Raw genomic sequence first — 21,267 nt, 5'->3', positions numbered from 1 at the left:
GGGCACCCATGCCAAATCAAGCCACTCCCCAGGCCTCCCCTCCCCGCGCCTTGCGCTGGGCGGTGGCCGGCTCGGTGATCGTGATGATCGCTGCCGGCGGCCTGTTCTACTACGCCTCGAAAATGGCCGCGGCCAAGCGCCAGACTAACCATGACGAAGTGGTCGTGATCATTCACCCGCACAGCTGCGAGCCAAATGCGCTGACGGTCCCGGCTGGTCGCGCCAGTTTCCGCATCGTCAACCGCTCGGACCGTGCCGTCGAATGGGAAATCCTCGACGGGGTGCTGGTGGTCGAAGAGCGCGAGAACATCGCCCCCGGCCTGAGCCAGGTGATCAACGCCAACCTGCTGCCTGGCGACTATGCAATCACTTGTGGCCTGCTGAGCAATCCACGCGGCACCTTGCATGTCACCCCGACTGCCGCCTCCGATGCGGCGGCCAAAGCACGCCCATCGATGGTGGCGTTCATTGGTCCGCTGTCGGAGTTCCGCGTCTACCTGAACAGCCAGAGCACGGCGCTGATCAAAGCCGTCACTGTCCTTGAGCAAGCGATCGACGCCGGCGACCTGAGCCAGGCGCAAGCCTTGTATGTGCCGGCGCGCGCCGCCTATCAACGGCTGGCTCCAGCGGCCCAGCGCCTGGCGGAGCTGGACAATGCGATCAACGCCCGCGCCGATTACTTCGACAAGCGCGAGCAGGATCCGGGTTTCGTTGGTTTCCACCGTCTTGAGTACGCACTGTTCCAGCAACGCAACCTCGACGGTTTGACGCCCGTTGCCCAGCGCCTGATCAGCGATGTCACCACCCTCAAACAGCAACTGCTGGCCCAGTCGCTGCCGCCAGAACAATGGGTGGGCATTCTGGTGCGCAACCTCAACAGCCTCGCCGATGTTCGGGCCAGCAGCGGTGAAGAAGAACGCTACAGCCACACCGACCTGAACGGCTTTGCCGCCAACCTCGACGCGACCCGCAAAGTCGTCGACCTGTTGCGGCCATTGCTGAGCAAATCCGCTGCCCAATTGCTGCCGAAAATCGACAGCGCGATCACTGCCTTCGATGCCGAACTCAACGGTTTCAAGGTCAAGGATGGCTACGCCAGCTACGACACCGTCAGCGCCGAGCAACGCAAGCACATCGCCGACAAGGCCAAGGTTCTGGCCGATGCACTCGATGGAATCGATCCCGCCCTTGGCCTTTCCGGCCTGTAAGCAGAAGACCACTTTCACATGAACGACTCAGAACAGTTTTCAGCACAACGCCGTCGCGTCTTGATGGGCATGGGTGCCGTCGGTGTGGCATTAGCCGGTTCGGCGCTGAGTTGCCCGGCCATGGCCGCCAACCCCGCGCAAGTCACCGAAGCGCCGAGCAGCGACAAAACCGAGGACCGCCACGCGTTCCACGGCAAGCACCAGACCGGCATTGTCACCCCGCGTCCGGCATCGGGCATGCTGGTGTCGTTCGACGTGCTGGCCAGCGACCGTGAAGATCTGCAGCGGCTGTTTCGCACGCTCAACGAACGCATCGCGTTTTTGATGCAGGGCGGCCCGGTGGCCCAGGTTGATCCGAAACTGCCGCCACTGGATTCAGGGATTCTTGGCCCGGTGGTGACGCCGGACAACCTGACCATCACCGTCTCGGTAGGCGAGTCGCTGTTCGACGAACGCTTCGGTCTGGCCGGCGCCAAGCCCAAGCGGCTGAGCCGCATGGTCGGTTTCCCCAACGATGCGCTGGAGGCCGACTGCTGCCATGGCGACCTGAGCTTGCAGTTCTGTTCCAACACCGCTGACACAAACATCCATGCCCTGCGCGACATCGTGAAAAACCTGCCGGACCTGTTGCTGGTGCGCTGGAAACAGGAAGGCAGCGTGCCGCCCCAAGCCCCGGCGAAATCCGGTGTACCGGCGCAAAGCGCGCGCAATTTTCTGGGATTTCGCGACGGCTCTGCCAACCCCGATTCCAACGACGCCAAGGCCATGGACAGCATCGTCTGGGTCCAGCCTGGCAGCGACGAACCGGCCTGGGCAGTCAACGGCAGTTATCAGGCGGTGAGGATCATCCGCAACTTCGTCGAACGCTGGGACCGCACGCCGCTGCAAGAACAGCAAAGCATCCTCGGCCGGGTCAAGAGCACCGGCGCACCGATGGATGGCGAACACGAAACCCAGGTCCCGGACTACGCCAAGGACCCGCAAGGCAAGCTGACCAAGCTCGATGCCCACATTCGCCTGGCCAACCCGCGCACCGCCGCGACCCAGGCCAACCTGATCCTGCGCCGGCCGTTCAACTACTCCAACGGCGTGAACAAGAACGGTCAGCTGGACATGGGTTTGTTGTTCATCTGCTACCAGGCAGACCTGCAAAAAGGCTTCATCACCGTGCAAACCCGACTCAACGGCGAGCCATTGGAGGAATACCTCAAACCGGTCGGCGGCGGGTACTTCTTCACCTTGCCTGGTGTGACCGATGACAAGGATTTCATCGGTCGCTCGCTTCTGAATGCCACACAGCAAAAAACCACTGCATAGGCCCTTACGGAACCGCCCCATGAAAAAGTCGCCCCTCGCGTTACTGCTGACCCTTGGTTTGCTCAATACCCCGCTTTTAGCTTTCGCGGCAACAGCGCCGCTGGAGTTGGTGGGGCCGATCTCGGACTACAAGATCTACGTCACCGAACAATTGGATGAACTGGCCAGCCACACCCAGCAATTCACCGATGCGGTGAAAAAAGGCGACTTGACCACCGCGAAAAAACTCTATGCGCCGACCCGGGTTTACTACGAGTCCATCGAGCCGATTGCCGAGCTGTTCAGTGACCTCGATGCGTCCATCGACTCCCGTGTCGACGACCACGAAAAAGGTGTGAAGGCTGAAGACTTCACCGGTTTCCATCGCCTCGAATATTCACTGTTCTCGGAGAACAGCACTAAGGGCCTGGACGAGTTGGCCGACGGCTTGAACAAAGACGTGAAAGACCTGCAAACCCGCGTCGCCGGCCTGACCTTCCCGCCGGAAAAAGTCGTCGGTGGTGCTGCCGCGTTGCTTGAAGAAGTGGCCGCCACCAAGATTTCCGGTGAGGAAGACCGCTACAGCCACACCGACCTTTATGACTTCCAGGGCAACATCGACGGCGCGAAGAAAATCGTCGACCTGTTCCGTCCGCAGATCGAGAAGCAGGACGCGGCGTTCATGGCCAAGGTCGACAAGAACTTCGCCACGGTGAACAAGACGTTGGCCAAGTACAAAACCACGGGGGGTGGTTTTGAGACGTATGACAAGGTGAAGGACAGTGACCGCAAGGCGCTGGTCGGGCCGGTGAATACGTTGGCCGAGGATTTGTCGATGTTGCGGGGGAAGTTGGGGTTGAACTGAGTTTTTGTAGCGTCTGAGCGGGCCTCTTCGCGGGCAAGCCTCGCTCCTACGGTTGATTGCATTCCTCTGTAGGAGCGAGGCTTGCCCGCGAAGGCGTCCTTACTGGCGCCACACCCGCCACGCCGTGTTAATCCTCACAAAATCCGATACAACAACCGCTCGATCCTTACCCGGCTCACACGCTTGAGAAACTTGGCCACTCCCGCCGGATAATCCGGCAATGTTTCCAGATCCTGATACCGCTCGATGCGGCTGGTGTGCTGGAAAATCTCCGCCAGTTCATTGCCACGCGGCTCCAGCAACTCACCTTTCGGATCATCGATCAGCAGCGCGTTTTCCAGGTCGAGACGGAACGCCCGTGGATTGAGGTTGTTGCCGGTCAGCAAGGTATAGCGCTGATCGATCCACATGCCCTTCAGGTGATAGGTGTTATCGCCATCCTTCCACAAATGCAGGTTCAGCTTGCCGCTGTCGATACTGCGTTGATGACGCTTGGCGAAGCGCCGCAGGCTGATTTCGTAAAGGTACGGCAGCGCCGCGATCACCTTGAACGGTTCGCTTGGCGGAATGTAGAAGTCGTTGGCGGTTTTGTCGCCGACGATGATGTCGATCTTCACGCCACGGGCCAGGGCACGGTTGATTTCCCGGGTCACCGCCAGCGGCAGGTTGAAGTACGGCGTGCAAATGGTCAGCTGATGTTGGGCGCTGGCGATCAGCTCGCAGATCACTCGACTCAACGGGTTGTTCTTGCCCACGCCGAGCAAGGGACTGACCGATAAACCGCCCTTCGCCGTGCTGCCCGCCGTGGTGTCGTACGCCGCGTGCTTGAGACGGCTGCGCAGGTCACCGATGTCGTTGCGCAGGCTGCGAGTGGTCGGCAGGTTCGGCAGGTCGAGGCGATGCACCGCTTTGGAGGCGATCAGACCGTGCTGAATCAGGTGCTGCATCGAATCGGCCAGCGCGTGGTTCTGCAGCAGGTGATAGCGGTCGAAACGGTACTTGTCGAATTTATGCAGGTAAACGTTGTTCAGGCTCGCGCCGCTGTAGAGCACGCAATCGTCGATCACGAAGCCCTTCAAATGCAGCACGCCGAACAGCTCGCGGGTCTGCACCGGCACGCCGTACACCGGCACGACGCTTTCGTGGGTGCGGGTGGTTTCCTGATACCAGGCCGAGTTGCCCGGCTGCTTGCCCGCACCGATCAAACCGCGCTGGGCGCGCAGCCAGTCCACGACTACCACCACGTCCAGTTCCGGGCGCGCCAGTTTGGCCGCGTGCAGGGCATCGAGGATTTCCTGGCCGGCCTCATCTTGTTGCAGGTACAGCGCGACGATATAGATGCGCTGGGTGGCCTGGGCGATTTTTTCCAGCAGGCAACGACGGAACTCGGCGGCGCCAGAAAGGATGGTGACAGCATCGGCGGTCAGCGGAAAACTGCGCAGTTTAGGCAGCAGAGAGCGTTTGAAAAGCGACGGCATAGGGCTCGCAAAAGGGTCGAATCCGAAGAACCCGAGAGCTTACACCATGGATCGGTTTGGGTCTTGTTAGTGTCTGTAAAGGCCTCTTCGCGGGCAAGCCTCGCTCCTACGGTTTTTCATCGTTCGGGATAATTGTGACTGCACAAATCCCGTAGGAGCGAGGCTTGCCCGCGAAGACAATTTCACAGTCACCACAAATAACTGCTTGACCAAGGAGAACGATCATTCTACTGTTGGCCGCATGAACGAAATCACTAGCAATGACACACGCGACATCATTCTGGATGTCACCGAAAAGTTGATCTACAAAAGTGGCATCGCTGCCACGGGCATGGATCTTCTGGTGAAAACCGCCGGCGTTTCCAGAAAAAGTATTTACCGCTACTTCGCCAACAAGGAGGAGCTCACCGTCGCGGCCCTGCAACGCCGCGATGTGCGCTGGATGCATTGGTATCGAAGCGAAGTCGGCAAGGCCGAGAGCCCGGCCGACCGGCTGCTCAACCTGTTTACCGTGCTCAAGGCCTGGTTCGCCTCCGAAGGCTTCCGCGGCTGCGCATTCATTAACACCAGCGGCGAAACCGGTGATGCGCAAGACCCGGTTCGCCTGGTCGCCAAAGACCACAAACAGAAGCTGCTCGACTACGTGCGCGAGCTCTGTACCGAACATGGCGCAACAGACCCGGAGACGCTGGCCAAACAGCTGCTGATCCTGATCGACGGTGCCATTACCGTAGCGCTTGTGATGGGTGATCACAGTGCCGCCGATAATGCGCAATGCATGGCGCGAAAGTTATTGGACCTGTAACACTTTTAATAAGCCCGACAACTTGCTTGTACGTTAATTTGATAGGGAGACTTAATATGTCTACTGCCGAAGTTCGTCCGCCATTGCCGCCATTCACCCGTGAATCGGCCATCGAAAAAGTTCGCCTGGCCGAAGACGGCTGGAACTCCCGCGACCCGGAACGGGTGTCCCTGGCCTACACCCTGGACACCCAGTGGCGTAACCGCGCCGAGTTCGCTCACAACCGCGAAGAAGCCAAAGGTTTTCTGACCCGTAAATGGGCCAAGGAATTGGACTATCGGCTGATCAAGGAACTCTGGGCCCATGGCGATAACCGTATTGCCGTGCGTTATGCCTACGAATGGCATGACGATTCGGGTAACTGGTTCCGTTCCTACGGCAACGAGAACTGGGAGTTCGACGAGAACGGCTTGATGTTCAACCGTTACGCCTGCATCAACGACATGCCGATCAAGGAAAGCGACCGCAAGTTCCACTGGCCGCTGGGCCGCCGGCCGGATGATCACCCGGGCTTGTCCGATCTGGGCCTGTAAACACTGATCCAAATGTGGGAGCGAGCCTGCTCGCGATAGCAATCTGACAGTCAACTTGTTTGTTGGATGTTCAACCGTCATCGCGAGCAGGCTCGCACAATGTTTTTTTGGTGTTCAGGCGACCGCGGCTTGCGGCGTTACAGCCGCCTTCGCTTCCAGTTCCCGCACCAACGGCAACACCCGCTTCCCGAAGTATTCCACTTCTTCCTGAAAGTGTAGAAACCCCGCCAGCACCAAATCCACGCCCACCGCTTTCAACGCGACGATCCGCTCGGCAATCTGTTGTGGTGTGCCGATCAGGTTGGTCTTGAAACCATCGTTGTACTGCACCAGATCTTCAAAGGTTGATTTTGCCCAATTGCCCTCGCCCTCGGGTGACGCCCTGCCCGCCTGCTTTGCCGCATCGCCAAACGCATTCACGGCTTCCGGGTCGGCCTGATCGATGATCTGCGCCAGCACCGCCCGCGCTTCTTCTTCGGTGTCTCGTGCGATGACGAAGGCATTCACCCCGACCTTTACCGAATGATTGTTCGCAGCGGCTTTGGTGCGGATGTCGTCGACCTGGGCCTTGATGCCTTCGGGGGTGTTGCCGTTGGTGAAGTACCAGTCCGAAACCCGCGCCGCCATGTCCCGGGCCGCACGGGAACTGCCGCCCTGGAAGACTTCCGGCTGACCCAGCGGCTTGGGTTTGAGGCTGTAGTTGTCGAAGCGGTAGAAGTCGCCGCGAAAGGTGAAGTTGTCCTGGCTCCAGATGCCCTTCAATGCGCGGATAAATTCTTCGGAGCGGCGATAACGTTCGTCGTGTTCCAACCAATGTTCACCGATGGCCTGAAACTCACCCTTGAACCAACCGCTGACAATGTTCACCGCCACCCGGCCGTTGGTGAGTTGATCAATGGTCGCCAGTTGCTTGGCCGCCAGCGCCGGCTGCCATGGCCCCGGCAGGATCGCCGCGATGACTTTCAACTGGGTCGTTGCGGCCAACAGTGCATGGCTGAAGGCAACGGATTCATGCTGGAACTCGGCACCATAACCGGCGGTGAAACGAATCTGGGTCAGGGCATATTCGAACCCCGCTTCTTCGGCCAGTTGCGCCAGTTTGCGGTTGTAGTCGATGCCCCAGTGGGTGCGCTGCTCGATCTTGCTGACCACCAGCCCACCGCTGACGTTCGGCACCCAGTAGGCAAATTTGACGGATTGCTGACTCATTGGCGTGTCCTCGGGTTTTCAGGGAAGTCCTGAGGCCAGAGCAGCAACCGTGCCAGTGCTGAATCTTGAGGCGCGCGCGAACTGTGGCGAGGGGGCTTGCCCCCGTTGGGTTGCGTAGCGGCCCCAAAAAAGGGACTGCTGCGCAGTCCAACGGGGGCTAGCCCCCTCGCCACAGGTATGTGATGTGCTGGAGCAATTTGCTGATGCACTGTTGGCACAACAACAATTCAGGCCACACCGAAATCCACAACATCCAGTAAACCAGGGTCTGCGAGCTTCGGCATGGTCCGTGCAATCCCCTATGGCACTCACTGCCGTTCCAAGGAGCTGTCCCATGACCGAACATCAAGTAATCAACCCGCTGTCCACCGGCACTGACTATGAAGCGTTGGCCGCACGTTTTCGGCCGATCTTCCAGCGCATCGCCGCCGGTGCCGTTGAGCGCGAGCAAACCCGTAGCCTGCCTTACGAACCGATTCAATGGCTTAAGGACGCCGGCTTCGGTGCGGTGCGGGTGCCGGTTGAATATGGCGGTGGCGGCGCGTCTCTGCCGCAGCTGTTCGAGCTGCTGATCGAACTGGCCGAAGCCGATTCCAACGTGCCCCAGGCTTTGCGCGGGCATTTCGCCTTTGCCGAGGATCGTTTGAACGCGGCACCGGGGCCGGCTCGGGATGTCTGGTTCAAACGCTTCGTGGAGGGCGATATCGTCGGGTGCGCCTGGACCGAAATCGGCAGCGTAGCGATCGGTGATGTGATTACCAAGGTCTCGCCCGACGGCGATCGGTGGCGGCTCAACGGCGAGAAGTTCTACAGCACCGGCAGCATTTTCTCTGACTGGATCGATGTCTATGCCCAACGCAGCGATACCGGCGGCGATGTGATCGCTGCCGTCCGCACACGCCAACCGGCAATTGTGCAGAGCGATGACTGGGACGGTTTCGGCCAGCGCACCACGGGCAGCGGCACTTCGCGGTTTATCGAGGCGGAAGTGGACGCCGAGAACATCATCGATTTCGCCACCCGATTCAAATACCAGACGGCGTTTTATCAGTTGGTGCTGCTGGCGACCCTGGCCGGGATTGGCCGCGCCGCGTTGCGCGATGTGGCGCATCAGGTACGCGAGCGTAAACGCATCTACAGCCACGGCAATGCACAACGGGTCAGCGAGGACTCGCAAGTGCAGCAGGTTGTCGGTGAAGTGGCCGCGTGGGTGTATGCCGCCGAAGCCAGTGCCTTGAAGGCTGCGCAACCGGCGCAACGGGCTTATCTGGCGCGGTTCTCGGGGGATGAAGCGCTGGAGCGCGCGGCGAATGTGGCAGCGGAGATCGAGTCGGCGAAGGCTCAGGTGGTGGTCTCGGAATTGATCCAGCGCGCGACCACGTCGTTGTTCAATGCCTTGGGCGCTTCGGATGTTCGCGAAGGCAAATCGCTGGACCGGCATTGGCGCAATGCGCGGACCGTGTCATCGCACAATCCGGTGATCTACAAGGCGCGGATTGTCGGGGACTGGGCGATTAACGGGACTGAACCGCCGTTTGTATGGCAGATCGGTAATGGGCCGCAGCACAAATAATGTGTCGTCGGGGCGGGACGCCTTCGCGGGCAAGCCTCGCTCCTACAGGATCGCGTGATTTTCTGTAGGAACGAGGCGTGCCCAAGATCGGCTCACCATCGCTCCTGTAGGAGCGAGGCTTGCCCGCGAAAGGGCCAGACAGGTCGCCGCAAGAAGTGGTTATAGGTAAGATACCGGCCTTCCTCGCAGCCCTCTTCTGCGCCCTGCCGAATAAGCCCATTCCATGCCTTTCGAACTCAGCGTTGACCTCACTACCCTGGCCGTCCTGGCCCTCGTCGCTTTCATTGCCGGTTTCATCGACGCCATCGCCGGCGGTGGCGGTCTGTTGACCACTCCGGCGCTGCTGACTGCCGGCCTGCCGCCGCATCTGGTGCTGGGCACCAACAAGCTCAGTTCGACCTTCGGCTCAGCCACGGCCAGTTTCACTTTCTACCGGCGCAAGTTGTTCCATCCTCGGCAATGGACGCACGCGATCGTCGGCACGTTGGTGGGTGCGCTCACCGGCGCCGTAGTCGCTCATTACTTGCCGGCGGAATGGCTGAACAAGATGCTGCCGGTGATCGTTTTCGCTTGTGGCCTGTACCTGTTGTTCGGCGGCACACCGAAGGCGCCGCTGGACAGCGACGCACCGATCAAGAAAAAGTGGCAATCGACCCAAGGCTTCAGCCTCGGCTTCTACGACGGCGTGGCCGGTCCGGGAACGGGAGCGTTCTGGACCGTCAGCAGCCTGCTGCTCTACCCCATCGACCTGGTCAAGGCCAGCGGCGTGGCGCGCAGCATGAACTTCGTCAGCAACATCGCAGCGCTGTCGGTGTTCATATTTTCCGGCCAAGTGGACTGGATCATCGGCCTGAGCATGGGCCTGTCGGTGATGGTCGGCGCCTTCTTCGGTGCGCGCACCGCCATCAGCGGCGGTGCGAAGTTCATTCGCCCGGTGTTCATCACCGTGGTGCTCGGCTTGACCGTCCGGTTAGCCTGGCAGCACTGGTTCAGCGTGGCCTAAGCGCCGCGCCACGTAGACGTCGATCAGGTAACGGGCAATCGAGCGAGACGCCGGCAACGGCGGCAGCTCGTGCACGTTGAACCACTGGGCGTCTTCGATCTCGTCTTCCTGACAGACAATCTCGCCCCCGGCGTACTCGGCGTGAAAACCGAGCATCATCGAATGCGGGAACGGCCAGCATTGACTGCCCATGTACTGGATGTTCTTGACCTCGATCCGCACCTCTTCGCGGACCTCGCGAATCAGGCAGTCCTCGGCAGACTCACCCGGCTCGGCAAACCCCGCCAACGTGCTGTAGACCCCGGCGACAAAACGCGGCGAACGAGCCAGCAAAACCTCGTCGCCACGGGTCACCAGCACGATCATGCTCGGTGAAATGCGCGGATAGTGGCGTATATCACACGGCTCACAGTACATCGCCCGCTCACGCGGCACCTGGCTCATCACTTGCCCGCAATTGCCGCAAAAACGGTGTTCACGGGCCCAGGTACCGATTTGCGCGGCATAGCCGAGCACCTTGTAGACGGTGTGATCGTCCTCGAGCATGAACGCTCGCAGGCCTTTCCAGTTGCAGCCCGGCACTTCGCAGTGACTGCGCAGCTCCAGCAAATAGACCGGTTCGCCATCCAGGTGACCGATGCCATGCTCGGCGAGAATCGACAGGTCCTGACGCTTGAGCCATTCCCGTGGAAACAGCGCGCCATTGTCATCGAACAAAAAACCTTCGGGGCTGCGCGCCACGGCCCAGCCGCCGGGTTGATCGGTGTCCAGTACTGCGGTGGTCCAGCGTGAAATCATGGTTAATCAATCCAGAAATTCGGGTTTCTGTTTGCTCATATGGGCGGCCATGGCCACGCGCAGATCGGTGGATTGCAGCATGGCGGCGTTCCAGGTGGCGACGTATTCGAGGCCGTCGTCGATGCGATGGTCGCGCATGTAGCTGATCATCTCTTTGGTGCCGGTGATAGCAATCGGCGACTTGCCGGCGATCTCGCGGGCAATGCCCATCACGCCGTCAAGCAGGCTGGCGGCATCGCTATAGACGCGATTGACCAGGCCGATGTTGCGCGCTTCATCGGCGCCAAAGGTGCGACCAGTGTAAGCCAGTTCACGCAGCATGCCGTCACCGATTATCCGTGGCAAGCGTTGCAAAGTGCCCACATCGGCTGCCATGCCGATGTCGATTTCCTTGATGGAAAATTGCGCGTCCTCGGCGGCGTAACGCATGTCGCAGGCCGAAATCAGGTCGATGGCGCCACCCAGGCAATAACCCTGAATCGCCGCCAGCACCGGTTTGCGGCAATTGTCGACGGCATTGAACGAGGCTTGCAGCGCGAGGATCTTGCGCCGTAGCAGGCGCGCATTGCGGCCGACATCCTTGCCCAGTTCATTGGCCACACCGGCCAGCATCATCAGGTCGATGCCCGAAGAAAAATGCTTGCCGGCACCACTGAGCACCACCACCCGGACTTCATCGGTATCGTCGATCCACTGGAAAATCTCGATGATCTCGCTCCAGAACGCGGCGTTCATCGAATTGATCTTTTCCGGGCGGTTGATCTGCACATGGGCGATGTTATCGGCCAATTCGACGCTGAAGGCGGTGTATTGAGACATGGCAGTGATCCTTTACCGGGCAGAATATGAGGCCAGAACTATAACAAGGCATCCGTGCCGGCAGTAAGGCAGCGGTTCGGCCAAATGCGGGACTGCTCCGGGTTTTGTGGTGTCTGGACGGGCCTCTTCGCGGGCAAGCCTCGCTCCTACGGGTGTTATGTATCCGACACCATTCCCCTGTAGGAGCGAGGCTTGCCCGCGAAGGCCACACCGCCGACCCAACTGCCCTTCACCGCCACAAACTCAGCCATTTCATGAACCCGACTTAGCGCACCAGCAAAGTTATCACTATGCTTGCACCTGACTTTCCAAGGAGGAACCCCACCCATGCCAATCTCTTCACGTGCAGCTTTACTGGTTATCGACGTACAAAACGACTTCATCCCCGGCGGCCAACTGCCGGTGCCGGAGGGCGACCTGATTGTGCCCCTGATTAATCGTCTGGGTCGCCAGTTCAAGCAGGTCATCATTGCCCAGGACTGGCATCCGCCCGGCCATGCCTCATTCGCTTCCAGCCACCCGGGGCGCAAACCTTACGATGTGATTCAGTTACCTTATGGCGAGCAAACGCTCTGGCCTGAGCATTGCGTACGGGCCACACCCGGCGCCGAGTTCCACGCGGAACTGGACCTGCCCCACGCCCAACTGATCATCCGCAAGGGCTGCAATCCGGACATCGACAGTTATTCGGCGTTTCTGGAAGCGGATCGAACCACGACCACAGGCTTGGCCGGATACCTTAAAGAGCGCGGCATCGACACGGTTTACATGGTCGGGCTGGCACTGGATTTTTGCGTGATGTTTTCTGCGCTGGACGCGCGGGCGGCGGGGTTCAATGCGTTTGTGGTGATGGATGCATGTCGGGCGATTGATCTGGATGGATCGCTGGCGGCAGCGATCGACCGGATGCAAGTGGCTGGTGTCGGGTTGATTCCGTCAACCGAAATACTCGGCTGAACGCTCAACAATCTGTGACGGGTGATTCCCTGTGGCGAGGGGGCTTGCCCCCGTTGGGTCGCGAAGCGGCCCCCTGCATTTCTTCATTCACATCGCGGATGACGGATTGGCGACTGCTGCGCAGCCGAACGGGGGCAAGCCCCCTCACCACAGGGAAGTCGTAAGACTCAGGCAGGTGTCGGCAACCAGAGTCGAAACCGCGCGCCACCCAGCGGCGACGGTTGCGCGGTGAGTGTGCCGCCCTGTGCTTCCAGGGCCCGGCGGCTGATCGCCAAGCCCAACCCAAACCCGCCAGTGGCGCGATCCCGGCTGCGGTCCAGCCGATAAAACGGCTCGAAAATCCGCTCCCGCTCTTCTTCCGGAATGCCGATGCCATCGTCATCCACCCAGATCTCACAGCCCTTGGGGCACACCTGCACGCCGATCTGAATCCGTTTTTCGCAATAGCGCATCGCATTGCGCAGCAGGTTCTGGAGCGCCCGGGCGGTCAGTCGCGGGTCCAGCGAGAAGCGTTCGAGCTGGCCGTTGAGCAGCACATCGATAACGATCTCCGGTGACTCAAGCTCTTCATCGACGCTGCCCAGAATACTGTCGATGAATTCATCCAGCGACACGTCGACCTGTTCCGGCAGCCGCGCCGGGTTTTGCAATCGGCTGTAAGACAGCAATTCCAGCACCAGCTCATCCAGTTCGCGAATGTGCGCGACCAAGCCTTGCAGACGTTCGCGGCTGGTGGCCGGCAAGTCGTCGGACAGCGCCAGGGCCAGGCCGAAATCCAGTCGCGTCAGTGGCGTGCGCAGTTCGTGGGACACAGCATTGAGCAGATCGCGCTGCTGATTGAGCAGGTTTTCGATATCGCCGGCCATGGTGTCGAACACGTTGGCCAGGCTGCCGATGTTGGAGCTGGGGGAAATCTGTGTGCGCTCGCTCAGGTGGCCCTTGCCGAAACGTTCGGCGGTACCTTTGAGGCGTTCCAGGTCGCGCCAGTGCGGGCGCAACCACAGCAACAGACAGGCGAGCATGGTCGCGCCGATCAGCACGTTGATGCTCCAGTACAGCCAACTGACGTCCGTCGGGTCGGGCGGCACGACCATTTTCACCACCATCTGCTCGTTCAACGGTGCCACCGCCAGAGTACGCCAGCCCCAATCACCGATGCGCACCACGTTCTCACCGCGCCGCAAGCGTTCCCGTTCATCGAGGGTGAATTCGGCGTCGTCGTTGCGGTTCAGCACGATGTGCAGCGGCTGGAATTCCTTGTCCATCTCAGCTGCCAGCGCTGGCCACTGCTCTGAAGGCACGGCGCGAAACTGCTTGGCAATCAGCGTTTGCAAGCCTCGGGAATAATCGAGGTTATAGGTCACGAAGCGCTCATGGAAAACCTGGATCACCAGGTCCGGCACCAGGTAGATCGCTGCGCTGAACGAGACAATGGTCACCAGATAGAGGCGAAACAGAATTCTGAACATCGACTCAGCATTCCCACTCGGAGCGACTGAACAAGTAACCCTTGCCCCACACGGTTTTGATCTTGCGCGCCTCGCCGGCGTGGTCGTCGAACTTGCGCCGCAGCTTGGAGATCGCCACGTCCACCGAGCGGTCGGTGCCGTTGAATTCGATACCGCGCAAGCGTTGCAGTATCTGGTCTCGGCTCAGTACTTCGCCGGCATGCCGGGCCAGCACCACCAGCAGGTTGTATTCACCGCTGGACAGCTCGACCAGTTGCTCGCGCCAGGTCACGGTGCGCTCGGACAGGTCGATGCACAGATTGCCCATGAGAATGCGGTCGTTGGCGGTCATCGGTTCGCTGAGGCTGCTGCGGCGCAGCAAGGTCCGCACCCGGGCCAGCAACACCCGTGGTTCGCAAGGTTTGGTGACGTAGTCGTCGGCGCCCATTTCCAGGCCCAGCACCTGATCGTGGCTGTCATCGCGGGCGGTGAGCATCAGGATCGGCAAGGTCGCCGAATCGGCCCGCAGCAAGCGGCAGACCTGCAAACCGTCGAGCCCCGGCAGCATCAGATCGAGAATCACCAGGTCCGGAGGATTGACCCGCGCCCGTTCGCGCACATGATCGCCACGGCTGATCACGCTGACGCAATAGCCGTTGCGTTCCAGGTAGCTGGCAATCAGTTCGGAGAGCGCGGTGTCGTCTTCGACCAGGAGGATGTTGGGCATGGGGTGTTTCCAGAAAAGTGCTGTGGCGCCGGATAGATCGTCATCGCGAGCAGGCTCGCTCCCACAGGGGATTTCATGTGAACACAAATTCTGTGAGCACAACCGGACCACTGTGGGAGCGAGCCTGCTCGCGATAGCGATTTACCAGGCGCAAAGGAATCAAGTCGCCAAGGATATACGCCCTCACACGCCCATGAGCAAAACCCTTACACAATTTCACACAGCGCCTACAAAGCTTCACCGCTAGCTTGATCGGCTCCCCGTAGGATGCGGGAGGTCATTATTGGGGTATTCACATGTCAAAGAACCTGCTTGCCACGCTCAGCCTGATTGCACTGGCGTTGACGCTGAGCGCTTGTGACCAGTCCTCGACCGCCGAAGAACAGGCACCACTGGCCACCGTGCGGATCGAAACCATACAAGCCCGCCCTCTATCGATCAGCAGCGAACTGAGCGGGCGGATTGTCGCGCCACGGATCGCCGAAGTGCGCGCCCGTGTTGCCGGCGTGGTGTTGCAGCAGGCCTTCCGTGAAGGCAGCGATGTAAAAAAAGGCGACGTTCTCTTCCGTATCGACCCGGCACCGTTCAAGGCCGACCTGGACAGCGCCGAGGCGGCGCTGCGCAAGGCCGAGGCCAATGCGTTCCAGGCCAGACTGCAAGAGCAGCGTTACGCCCAGTTGATCGAAGGCAACGCCATCAGCGGCCAGGATTATGACAACGCCCGGGCCAATGCCCGGCAGACCGCCGCCGATGTCGCTGCCAACAAAGCCGCCGTGGAGCGAGCGAAACTGAACCTGGGTTATGCCACCGTCACGGCGCCGATTTCCGGACGCATCGGCCGCGCACTGGTGACCGAAGGCGCGCTGGTCGGGCAGAACGAAACCACCCCTTTGGCATTGATTCAGCAGTTGAACCCGATCCATGCGGACCTGACGCAATCGACCCGTGAACTCAACGAACTGCGCCGCGCATTCCGTTCCGGCCAGTTAAAGGAAGTGGGCCAGGGCCAGGCCAAAGCCACATTGATTCAGGACGACGGCAGCCTCTACCCGCTGCCGGGCAAGTTGCTGTTCACCGACATCACCGTCGACCCGGGCACCGGTCAGATCATTCTGCGCAGCGAATTCCCCAACCCGGACCTCGACTTGCTGCCGGGCAGCTTCGTTCGCGTGCGTCTGGAGCAAGCGTTCAATCAGCAAGGCATCAGCGTGCCGCAACGGGCCATTCAGCGTGACAGCGCCGGCGTTGCCCAAGTGCTGTTGCTCGACGCCGAGCAGCGGGTCGGCCAGCAACCGGTCGAACTGGGCCCGGTGCAGAACGATCGCTGGATCGTCACTGGCGGTCTCAAGCCCGGCGACCGCATCGTCACTGAGGGCCTGCAACACGCGCGTCCCGGTGAAAAAGTCCAGATCGACAACACCCCTCTTCCACTTGCCCAGGTTTCTGGTCAGTAAGCAGGACGCTTTTTATGCCGCAGTTCTTTATCGACCGCCCGGTGTTCGCTTGGGTGATCGCCTTGTTCATCCTGCTGGCCGGTGCGTTGGCCATTGTGCAGTTGCCGGTGGCGCAGTACCCGAACGTTGCGCCGCCGAAAGTCGAAATCTACGCCACCTACCCGGGCGCTTCGGCACAGACCGTGGACGAAAGCGTGGTCAGCCTGATCGAGGAAGAGCTCAACGGCGCTGATCATCTGCTGTATTTCGAATCCCAGAGCAGCCTCGGCAGCGCCACCATCACCGCGACGTTCCAGCCGGGCACTGACCCGGAAATGGCGCAGGTCGACGTGCAAAACCGCCTCAAGGTTGTGGAGTCGCGCTTGCCGCAAGCGGTGACTCAACAGGGCTTGCAGGTGGAGAAAGTCTCCGCCGGTTTCCTGCTGCTGATCACCCTCACCTCCAGCGACGGCAAACTCGACGACGTGGCGCTCAGCGATTACCTGGCGCGCAACGTGATGAACGAGATCAAGCGCCTGGACGGCGTCGGCAAGGCCCAGTTGTATGGTGCCGAACGGGCGATGCGGATCTGGATCGATCCGCAGAAACTGATTGGCTTCAACCTGACCCCGGCCGATGTCAACGCCGCCATCGTTGCGCAAAATGCTCAGGTTTCCGCGGGCAGCATCGGCGACTTGCCGACTCGCACCACTCAGGAAATCACCGCGACCATTCTGGTCAAAGGTCAGCTGTCGACGCCTGAAGAATTCGCCGACATCGTGCTCAAGGCCAACCCTGACGGCTCGACCGTGCGCATCCGTGATGTCGCGCGGGTCGAGATCGGCAGCCAGGAATATCAGTTTTCCACGCGCCTGAACGGCAAGCCGTCCACCGCCGTCAGCGTGCAACTGTCGCCGGGCGCCAATGCCCTGAGCACCGCGACGCTGGTGCGGGCGAAGATGGATGAACTGGCGCGCTACTTCCCGGCCGGCGTGGAATACAAGATTCCGTACGACACCTCGCCCTTCGTCAAAGTCTCGATCACCAAGGTGGTCTACACCCTCGGCGAAGCGATGATATTGGTGTTTGCGGTGATGTTCCTGTTCCTGCAAAACATACGCTATACGCTGATCCCGACGCTGGTGGTGCCGGTGGCGTTGATGGGGACTTTCGCGACCATGCTCGCGCTGGGCTTCTCGATCAACGTGCTGACCATGTTCGGCATGGTGCTGGCCATCGGCATTCTGGTGGACGACGCCATTGTGGTGGTGGAAAACGTCGAGCGGATCATGGCCACCGAAGGCCTGTCGCCCAAGGAGGCGACTCGCAAGGCGATGAAGCAGATCACCGGGGCGATCATCGGCATCACCCTGGTGCTGGTGGCGGTGTTCATTCCGATGGCGTTCATGCAGGGCTCGGTCGGGGTGATTTACCAGCAGTTCTCGCTCTCCATGGCCACGTCGATCCTGTTCTCGGCATTCCTCGCCCTGACCTTGACCCCGGCGCTGTGTGCGACGCTGCTCAAACCGATTGCCCAGGGCGAACATCACGCCAAGGGCGGCTTCTTCGGCTGGTTCAACCGGCGCTTCGAGCAACTGACCGAGCGCTATCAGGGCTGGGTCGCGTATGCGTTGAAACGCACCGGGCGTTACCTGTTGATCTACGGCGTGCTGCTGATCGGTCTGGGGCTGTGCTTCAGTCGCCTGCCCTCCTCGTTCCTGCCGGTGGAAGACCAGGGTTACACGATCACCGACATTCAACTGCCACCGGGTGCGAGCAAGAACCGCACGGTGCAGGTGGTCGAGCAGATCGAAGCGCACAACGCCACCGAACCGGGCGTCGGCGACAGCACGGTGATTCTCGGTTTCAGCTTCTCCGGCAGCGGGCAGAACGCCGCACTGGCGTTTACCACGCTCAAGGATTGGTCGGATCGGGGCAGCGACGACTCAGCGAGTTCGATTGCCGACCGCGCCAACATCGCACTAAGTCAGATCAAGGACGCCATGGCCTTTGCGGTCCTGCCGCCGCCGGTCGATGGCCTCGGCACGTCCAGCGGTTTCGAGTTCCGCCTGCAGGACCGTGGCGGTCTGGGCCATGCCACGCTGATGCAGGCGCGCAGCCAATTACTGGCCTCCGCCGAGAACAGCCCGGTTTTGATGAACGTACGCGAAAGCGCCCTCGCCGAAGCACCGCAGGTGCAACTGGAAGTCGACCGCAAGCAAGCCAACGCCCTGGGCATTTCGTTTGCCGACATCGGCAACGTGCTGTCCACCGCCGTGGGTTCGGCCTACATCAATGACTTCCCCAACCAGGGAAGGATGCAGCGAGTAGTGGTCCAGGCTGAAGGCGATCAGCGCAGTCAGGTCGACGACCTGCTGAAGATTCACGTACGCAACAACGCCGAGAACATGGTGCCGTTGTCGGCCTTCGTTCGGGCCAACTGGACCCAGGGGCCGGCGCAGTTAACCCGTTATAACGGCTACCCGGCTATCAGCATCTCCGGCGAACCGGCTCCCGGTTACAGCACCGGCGAAGCCATGGCGGAAATCGAACGACTGGTGGCGCAAGGCCCGGCGGGGTTGGGTCAGGAATGGACCGGGCTGTCGTTGCAGGAACGCTTGTCCGGCAGCCAGGCACCGATTCTGCTCGCGCTGTCGCTGCTGATCGTGTTCCTGTGCCTGGCGGCGCTGTATGAGAGTTGGTCGATTCCGACTTCTGTACTGCTGGTGGTGCCGCTGGGTGTACTCGGCGCGGTTTTGGCGGTGACGTTGCGCGGGATGCCCAATGACGTGTTCTTCAAAGTCGGGCTGATCACCATCATTGGTCTGTCGGCGAAGAACGCGATCCTGATCATCGAATTCGCCAAAAGCCTGTACGACGAAGGCCACGACCTGATCGACGCCACCCTGCAAGCCGCGCGCCTGCGCCTTCGGCCGATTGTCATGACGTCGCTGGCGTTCATCCTTGGCGTGGTACCGCTGGCGATCGCCACCGGGGCCAGCTCGGCGAGCCAGCAAGCCATCGGCACCGGGGTGATTGGCGGAATGATCACCGCGACCCTGGCGGTGGTGTTCGTCCCAGTCTTCTTCGTCGTGGTGATGAAGCTCGTACGCAAGCGCCACAAAAACATCTAACCCACAACCCATCCCTGTAGGAGCGAGGCTTGCCCGCGAAGAGGCCGTCACATTCAACATTAATGTCGACTGACACACCGCCTTCGCGGGCAAGCCTCGCTCCTACAAGGGATTATCGTTGTGGTCACAACCTGGGCTAAGGTGTTTAGACACCCAGACCCATCGAGTTCTCATGCCCCTACTCGCCCGCACCCACCCACGCCTGTCCGCCGCAGCCACACTCGGCGTCGCGGTCGGCATTCTGGCCCCCGCAGACTCAATCATCAGCAAAATCCTCATCGGCTGGAACGCCGGGGTCTGGACCTATCTGGTGCTGATGCTCTGGCTCACCATGCGTGCCAAGGCTCCGGACGTCAAACGCATTGCCGAAGTCGAAGACGAAAACGCCGGTCTGGTGTTGCTGCTGGTGAGCATCGCGGCACTGGCCAGCCTCGCCACCATCACCTTCGAACTCGCCGGCAGCAGGGATCTGGAAACCACCCGCAAACTGCTGCGTTACGGCTTCACGGCGCTGACGGTAATCGGTTCATGGCTGCTGATCGGGGTGATTTTCAGCGTGCACTACGCAAGGTTGTATTACACCTGGAACGGCAAGGAACCGGCGCTGCGATTTGCCGAGGGGCTGACAACGCCCAATTACTGGGACTTTCTGTACTTCTCGTTCACCATCGGTGTGGCGGTGCAGACGGCCGACGTCGGCGTAGCGACGCGGGATCTGCGCAAGATCGTGCTGGCGCAATCGTTGATCGGGTTTGTGTTTAATACGGCGATTCTGGGGTTTTCGATCAATATTGCGGCGGGGCTTTTCGGCTGATTTTTCTGACTCGCGATAACAAACCTGGCTTTTATAGCTGTCATTTATGACAGTAGATTTTGCGTTTCCCCTGATAAATGATCGGACATGTCGCCGACACGCTATTGCCGGCCCTCTCGATGTCACCGAAGGATCGATCATGAAAAAGCTTTCTCTGCCTCCGAACAATCAACCGAAAGAAACCACCGGCACGTTTTCCGCAACGCTAACCAACTGGCTGTTATTAGGGTCGACATGGGCTGGGGCACTGATCACCGAACTCTCTGCCATATGAAATCGGGTCGGTTAGCTGTTTGTTAACACCCCATCAAAATAGCGGAAAAGGATCACACTTCAAGGTGGCTGTAAACTATCAGGTATGACAGTTTACAGCCACGATGTAATCAGCTCTGATAGCTTATCCATAAGCAGGGTCCCGATCAGGCCTTTGGATACCTCACACTTGCATAGAGGATTATATTATGAGAACAAATGCCCAACTAAAGCCCGTGGCACCGTATTTTATCGGCACCATTAATGAAGCCTTCTTCGAAGCTAATCAAAGGGAAGTAAAGGACGCTGACTTCCCACCACCATTTGATGAACATCTTGTTTTTTCAGCCACTCAGCGCGAAGTGGATTTGAGTTATAGGGAAATTCGGATAATTCTTCCGAAAGCTTTGGAATACAAAACTTACTCATTGACCGATACTGACTTTCCGGTGCATTTCGAGTACATCGATGCCCGTAGCGAAAACAACGTCGTCTATGTAGGGATTTCAGGTTCTATCACGCTCTTCGAATCTAGCGAGCCCACCTCCGTGGCCGCTACGTTCGACGTCACGGTCGAGGATGACAATCACGATACAACACTAAAGGTTGATGGTTGCTTCGACATGTTGCTTCCATGACTCACCACAACAATCGGCATAGGGGCGGCCTTCATAGGCCGCTCCCCTGGCATGCGGGTCCGCACCGGGCGGTTCGAGAGATTGAGGTTATTAGAGCCGCACCAGTCCCATCACGGCTTCGATTCACGCTTGCTCCCCACACTCGGTCGCCCTCATGCAGTTGCGCTTCACTTCGTTCGCTGCGGTCAGCTCACGGCGGGACTTTCACCAACAAGATTGCGCCGATGCTGGGCGCACCACAAAAAAACACCCTGAGATTAGTCGGGGAGTTTTAGTT

At 60.0% G+C, this 21,267-nt stretch carries 19 protein-coding genes; 13 read left to right on the top strand and 6 right to left on the bottom strand.

From position 1 onward, the window contains the following. Positions 1–8: 8 nt before the first annotated feature. Genes efeO (PMI30_RS06620) through efeO (PMI30_RS06630) form a run of 3 tightly spaced genes read left to right on the top strand, consistent with a single transcriptional unit; the run spans position 9 to position 3,369 of the window. Complete coding sequence (efeO, locus tag PMI30_RS06620; protein WP_008012931.1) at positions 9–1,208, top strand: iron uptake system protein EfeO; 1,200 nt, start codon at positions 9–11, stop codon at positions 1,206–1,208. Positions 1,209–1,226: 18 nt separating this feature from the next. Then, on the top strand, positions 1,227–2,525 hold the full coding sequence (gene efeB, locus PMI30_RS06625; RefSeq protein ID WP_008012928.1) for an iron uptake transporter deferrochelatase/peroxidase subunit: 1,299 nt from the start codon (positions 1,227–1,229) through the stop codon (positions 2,523–2,525). A gap of 19 nt (positions 2,526–2,544) precedes the next feature. Continuing rightward, the gene (gene efeO / locus PMI30_RS06630; RefSeq protein WP_008012927.1) at positions 2,545–3,369 is read left to right on the top strand and encodes an iron uptake system protein EfeO; all 825 of its coding nucleotides are present in this window, start codon (positions 2,545–2,547) and stop codon (positions 3,367–3,369) included. A gap of 134 nt (positions 3,370–3,503) precedes the next feature. On the opposite strand, the gene pssA is transcribed toward efeO (PMI30_RS06630), so the two are convergent. Continuing rightward, complete coding sequence (gene pssA, locus PMI30_RS06635; protein ID WP_008012925.1) at positions 3,504–4,847, bottom strand: CDP-diacylglycerol--serine O-phosphatidyltransferase; 1,344 nt, start codon at positions 4,845–4,847, stop codon at positions 3,504–3,506. 241 nt (positions 4,848–5,088) lie between these two features. On the opposite strand from pssA, the gene PMI30_RS06640 reads away from it, so the two are divergent. Together PMI30_RS06640 and PMI30_RS06645 are read left to right on the top strand one after the other, a co-directional pair. Then, entirely contained in the window at positions 5,089–5,652 is a 564-nt protein-coding gene (locus tag PMI30_RS06640) for a TetR/AcrR family transcriptional regulator (protein ID WP_008012922.1), read from the top strand. Positions 5,653–5,708: 56 nt separating this feature from the next. Next, the gene (locus PMI30_RS06645) at positions 5,709–6,185 is read left to right on the top strand and encodes a nuclear transport factor 2 family protein (RefSeq protein WP_008012921.1); all 477 of its coding nucleotides are present in this window, start codon (positions 5,709–5,711) and stop codon (positions 6,183–6,185) included. 114 nt (positions 6,186–6,299) lie between these two features. On the opposite strand, the gene sfnG is transcribed toward PMI30_RS06645, so the two are convergent. Beyond that, on the bottom strand, positions 6,300–7,394 hold the full coding sequence (gene sfnG, locus PMI30_RS06650; RefSeq protein WP_008012919.1) for a dimethylsulfone monooxygenase SfnG: 1,095 nt from the start codon (positions 7,392–7,394) through the stop codon (positions 6,300–6,302). 334 nt (positions 7,395–7,728) lie between these two features. Between sfnG and PMI30_RS06655 the strand changes: the two genes are divergently transcribed. Then, positions 7,729–8,967 carry an acyl-CoA dehydrogenase family protein gene (locus PMI30_RS06655; protein ID WP_008012918.1) on the top strand — a complete coding sequence of 413 codons (1,239 nt, stop codon included), beginning with the start codon at positions 7,729–7,731 and terminating at the stop codon, positions 8,965–8,967. A gap of 223 nt (positions 8,968–9,190) precedes the next feature. Then, positions 9,191–9,970, top strand: a complete 780-nt coding sequence (locus tag PMI30_RS06660) for a TSUP family transporter (protein WP_007900140.1) — start codon at positions 9,191–9,193, stop codon at positions 9,968–9,970. On the opposite strand, the gene nudC is transcribed toward PMI30_RS06660, so the two are convergent. After that, positions 9,938–10,768, bottom strand: coding sequence for an NAD(+) diphosphatase (nudC, locus tag PMI30_RS06665; RefSeq protein WP_008012917.1), 831 nt, complete (start codon positions 10,766–10,768; stop codon positions 9,938–9,940). The genes PMI30_RS06660 and nudC overlap by 33 nt on opposite strands. Positions 10,769–10,774: 6 nt before the next feature. Next, complete coding sequence (locus PMI30_RS06670; protein WP_008012914.1) at positions 10,775–11,587, bottom strand: crotonase/enoyl-CoA hydratase family protein; 813 nt, start codon at positions 11,585–11,587, stop codon at positions 10,775–10,777. A 327-nt stretch (positions 11,588–11,914) separates the two neighbouring features. On the opposite strand from PMI30_RS06670, the gene pncA reads away from it, so the two are divergent. Continuing rightward, positions 11,915–12,544: a bifunctional nicotinamidase/pyrazinamidase gene (pncA, locus tag PMI30_RS06675; protein WP_008012912.1), complete on the top strand. Its 630-nt coding sequence runs from the start codon at positions 11,915–11,917 to the stop codon at positions 12,542–12,544. Positions 12,545–12,711: 167 nt separating this feature from the next. Here the strand turns inward: pncA and PMI30_RS06680 are convergent, their stop codons facing one another. Together PMI30_RS06680 and PMI30_RS06685 are read right to left on the bottom strand one after the other, a co-directional pair. Further along, positions 12,712–14,013, bottom strand: a complete 1,302-nt coding sequence (locus tag PMI30_RS06680; protein WP_008012910.1) for an ATP-binding protein — start codon at positions 14,011–14,013, stop codon at positions 12,712–12,714. Positions 14,014–14,017: 4 nt separating this feature from the next. Continuing rightward, entirely contained in the window at positions 14,018–14,719 is a 702-nt protein-coding gene (locus PMI30_RS06685) for a response regulator transcription factor (protein ID WP_008012908.1), read from the bottom strand. A gap of 296 nt (positions 14,720–15,015) precedes the next feature. Here PMI30_RS06685 and PMI30_RS06690 point away from each other — a divergent pair, with 296 nt between their 5' ends. From PMI30_RS06690 to PMI30_RS06705, 5 genes are all read left to right on the top strand, one after another. Further along, entirely contained in the window at positions 15,016–16,173 is a 1,158-nt protein-coding gene (locus PMI30_RS06690; protein WP_008012906.1) for an efflux RND transporter periplasmic adaptor subunit, read from the top strand. A gap of 14 nt (positions 16,174–16,187) precedes the next feature. Beyond that, positions 16,188–19,286 carry an efflux RND transporter permease subunit gene (locus tag PMI30_RS06695; RefSeq protein WP_008012903.1) on the top strand — a complete coding sequence of 1,033 codons (3,099 nt, stop codon included), beginning with the start codon at positions 16,188–16,190 and terminating at the stop codon, positions 19,284–19,286. A gap of 172 nt (positions 19,287–19,458) precedes the next feature. Continuing rightward, positions 19,459–20,100 (top strand): DUF1345 domain-containing protein, encoded by a 642-nt coding sequence (locus PMI30_RS06700; RefSeq protein ID WP_007900112.1) that lies wholly within the window; start codon positions 19,459–19,461, stop codon positions 20,098–20,100. Positions 20,101–20,239: 139 nt separating this feature from the next. Continuing rightward, the gene (locus PMI30_RS31930) at positions 20,240–20,374 is read left to right on the top strand and encodes a hypothetical protein (protein ID WP_008012901.1); all 135 of its coding nucleotides are present in this window, start codon (positions 20,240–20,242) and stop codon (positions 20,372–20,374) included. Positions 20,375–20,561: 187 nt separating this feature from the next. Next, positions 20,562–20,990, top strand: coding sequence for a hypothetical protein (locus tag PMI30_RS06705; protein ID WP_008012899.1), 429 nt, complete (start codon positions 20,562–20,564; stop codon positions 20,988–20,990). Positions 20,991–21,267 lie beyond the last annotated feature (277 nt).

The organism is Pseudomonas sp. GM50 (assembly GCF_000282375.1).
Taxonomy (GTDB): domain Bacteria; phylum Pseudomonadota; class Gammaproteobacteria; order Pseudomonadales; family Pseudomonadaceae; genus Aquipseudomonas.
Note: the sequence above shows the minus strand (reverse complement) of the source record. Positions and strands in the feature narration are given on the sequence as shown.